At 59.0% G+C, this 3,374-nt stretch carries 2 protein-coding genes; both read right to left on the bottom strand.

The window, feature by feature from the left end; translation table 11 throughout:
• Nucleotides 1-574 precede the first annotated feature (574 nt).
• On the bottom strand, nucleotides 575-1,543 hold the full coding sequence (gene nrdF, locus ACK5IN_RS05530) for a class 1b ribonucleoside-diphosphate reductase subunit beta (RefSeq protein WP_416895207.1): 969 nt from the start codon (nucleotides 1,541-1,543) through the stop codon (nucleotides 575-577).
• A gap of 285 nt (nucleotides 1,544-1,828) precedes the next feature.
• A partial coding sequence (nrdE, locus tag ACK5IN_RS05525; protein ID WP_416895206.1) for a class 1b ribonucleoside-diphosphate reductase subunit alpha occupies nucleotides 1,829-3,374 on the bottom strand: 1,546 nt, incomplete at its 5' end.

Here is a 3,374-nt window from a genome sequence, read left to right as displayed (position 1 = left end):
TGTGTGTGTGTGTGTGTGTGTGTGCGTGCGTGTGTGCGTGTTCGAGTTTTTTTGATCCATAAAAAGGCCGACCTTCGGCGTCCCTTCCATTAAGCTGGTCCTGGTGGTGTGAGTGGCTGGGGTTCGGGCGTGTGGGATAGGCTGGGGGCAGGGGGGCTGGGAGAGGGTAGGGACGGGGTACACTTCATTACCAAGTCTCTTATACTACAGGGAACTCAATTTCATTTTAGGTTTTATCCTATACACTGAATAAGGACGTCAGGACAGGTCAGGTCAGGTTAGGACAGACAAGAATATGCTGTACTCAGAGTAGGTCACGTAGGCCTATGTCATTATAATTTTAAGAAGATTAGTTCATGTCTAGTAAGGTAAACTAAAGAAAACTTATATACAAAATGAAATTATGCGAACATCTCAGGAACTTGTAAGGGAAAATTCGAATGAGGAAAAATATCGTAAAGAGGAAGGAAGAGGGAGCGATTCAGTGGAGACACGGAAAAACCCCTGACCCCGCGAGTTTTCGCGGATCAGGGGCGTAACCAGGCCTTTCGGCAGGAGCCTCAGAGAGAAACCCTCAGAAGTCCCAGTCCTCGTCTTCGGTGGCGACGGCTTTGCCGATGACGTACGACGAACCCGAGCCGCTGAAAAAGTCGTGGTTCTCGTCGGCGTTGGGTGAGAGCGACGAGAGGATCGCCGGGTTGACGTCGGTCATGTCTTTGGGGAACATCGGCTCGTAGCCGAGGTTCATGAGCGCCTTGTTGGCGTTGTAGTGCAAGAACTTCTTCACGTCTTCGGTGAGGCCGACGCCGTCGTAGAGGTCTTGCGTGTAGTGCACTTCGTTGTCGTAGAGGTCGTACATCAGCGAGAAGGTGTAATCTTTGAGCTCTTCGCGGCGGGCTTCGGTCGCCGTTTCAAGCCCTTTCTGGTACTTGTACCCGATGTAGTAGCCGTGCACGGCCTCATCGCGGATGATGAGGCGGATCAGGTCTGCGGTGTTCGTCAGTTTCGCGTGGCTCGACCAGTACATCGGCAGGTAGAAGCCCGAGTAGAAGAGGAACGATTCGAGCAGGGTCGAGGCGACCTTGCGCTTGAGGGGGTCGTCGCCGCGGTAGTAGTCGATGATGATCTGCGCTTTTTTCTGCAGAGCAGGGTTCTCGACCGACCAACGGAACGCGTCGTCGATCTCGGCGGTCGAGCACAGCGTCGAGAAGATCGACGAGTAGCTCTTGGCGTGCACCGATTCCATGAACGCGATATTGGTGTAGACGGCTTCTTCGTGCGGGGTGATCGCGTCGGGAATGAGCGAGACCGCACCGACGGTGCCCTGGATGGTGTCGAGCAGAGTGAGCCCGGTGAACACACGCATGGTGAGCAGCTGTTCGGCTTCGGTGAGGGTAGCCCACGATTGCACGTCGTTCGAGAGCGGCACCTTCTCGGGCAGCCAGAAGTTGTTGACGAGGCGGTTCCACACCTCAAGGTCCTTCTCGTCCTGGATGCGGTTCCAGTTGATCGCCTGCACCACGTGGCCCAGTTTGAAGTTCATCGGTTCTTCCTTATGCATCATCCTGCGCTGAGTCGCAAGATATCTTCTCACGTCGGGGGTCAGGGTCGGGATCGGGATCCTGCGACTCTGGAGCGGAAGCTCCAGCGGCGAACTCAGAAAACGCTCTCGCATTTTCTCCCAAGAGTTCACCGCAATCCCGCAGGATGACGGGTTACGCTCCGCCGCATTGATCCGGGTATTGGAGGTTTCGACTCGGCGCTCCGCGCCTCCCTCAACCTTGCACCGCCCCGCATCAACGCGGCTCCGCCGCATTGATCCGGGGCGCTACAACATGCAGCTGACGCACTGCTCGAGCTCGGTGCCCTCGAGTGCGAGCTGGCGCAGGCGGATGTAGTAGATCGTCTTGATCCCCTTGCGCCACGCGTAGATCTGCGCCCTGTTGATGTCGCGCGTGGTGGCCGTGTCCTTGAAGAACAGCGTCAGCGACAGGCCCTGGTCGACGTGCTGCGTCGCCGCGGCATAGGTGTCGATGATCTTCTCGGGGCCGATCTCGTAGGCGTCCTGGTAGTAGTCGAGGTTCTCGTTGGTGAGGAACGGTGCCGGGTAGTAGACCCGCCCGAGCTTGCCCTCCTTGCGAATCTCGATCTTCGAGGCGATGGGGTGAATCGACGAGGTCGAGTTGTTGATGTACGAGATGGAACCGGTCGGCGGCACAGCCTGCAGATTCTGGTTGTAGATGCCGTGCTGACGAACGCTCTCGCTGAGCTCGCGCCAGTCTTCCCGGGTCGGGATCGCGACACCGGCCTCAGCGAAAATCTCGCGCACGCGCTCGGTCTGCGGCTCCCAGGCCTGCTCGATGTACCGGTCGAAGAACTCGCCGGACGCGTACTTCGAGTCTTCGAAGCCGGCGAAGGCGGTGCCGCGCTCGATCGCGATCCGGTTCGAGGCCCGCAGCGCGTGGAACAGGATCGTGTAGAAGTAGATGTTGGTGAAGTCGATGCCCTCTTCGCTGCCGTAGTGCACGTGCTCGCGCGCGAGGTAGCCGTGCAGGTTCATCTGTCCGAGGCCGATGGCGTGCGACTTCTCGTTGCCCTCTTCGACGGAGCGCACCGAGGTGATGTGACTCATGTCGCTCACTGCCGTGAGCGCCCGGATCGCGAGCTCGACGCTCTCACCGAAGTGGTCGCCGTCCATCATCATGGCGATGTTCATCGAGCCGAGGTTGCAGCTGATGTCTTTGCCGATCTGGTCGTACGAGAGGTCTTCGTTGTAGGTGGTCGGGGTGTTGACCTGCAGGATCTCGGAGCACAGGTTCGACATGTTGATGCGGCCCTTGACGGGGTTGGCCCGATTGACCGTGTCTTCGAACACGATGTAGGGGTAGCCCGACTCGAACTGCAGCTCGGCGATGGTCTGGAAGAAGTGGCGCGCGCTGATCTTCGTCTTCTTGATGCGCGGATCGTCGACCATCTCGTGGTACTTCTCAGTGACCGAGATGTCGCCGAACGGGATGCCGTAGACGCGCTCGACGTCGTAGGGCGAGAAGAGAGACATGTCCTCGTCGTTCTTCGCCAGCTCGAAGGTCACGTCGGGGAGGACGACGCCGAGCGAGAGCGTCTTGATCCGGATCTTCTCGTCCGCGTTCTCGCGCTTGGTGTCGAGGAACTTCATGATGTCGGGGTGGTGCGCCGACAGGTAGACCGCGCCGGCGCCCTGCCGCGCGCCCAGCTGGTTCGCGTAGCTGAAGCTGTCCTCGAGGAGCTTCATCACCGGGATGATGCCCGACGACTGGTTCTCGATCTTCTTGATGGGCGCGCCCGACTCGCGGATGTTCGAGAGCAGCAGGGCGACGCCGCCGCCGCGCTTCGAG

It is taken from the genome of Microbacterium sp., from assembly GCF_047971895.1.
Taxonomy (GTDB): Bacteria; Actinomycetota; Actinomycetes; order Actinomycetales; family Microbacteriaceae; genus Microbacterium.
The sequence above is the reverse complement of the archived record's forward strand: the minus strand, read 5'-3'. Positions and strand labels throughout refer to the sequence as shown.

Bases quoted from the DNA above. Each gene is read 5' to 3' on its own strand.
- nrdF (WP_416895207.1), bottom strand. From the start codon at position 1,543: ATGAACTTCAAACTGGGCCACGTGGTGCAGGCGATCAACTGGAACCGC.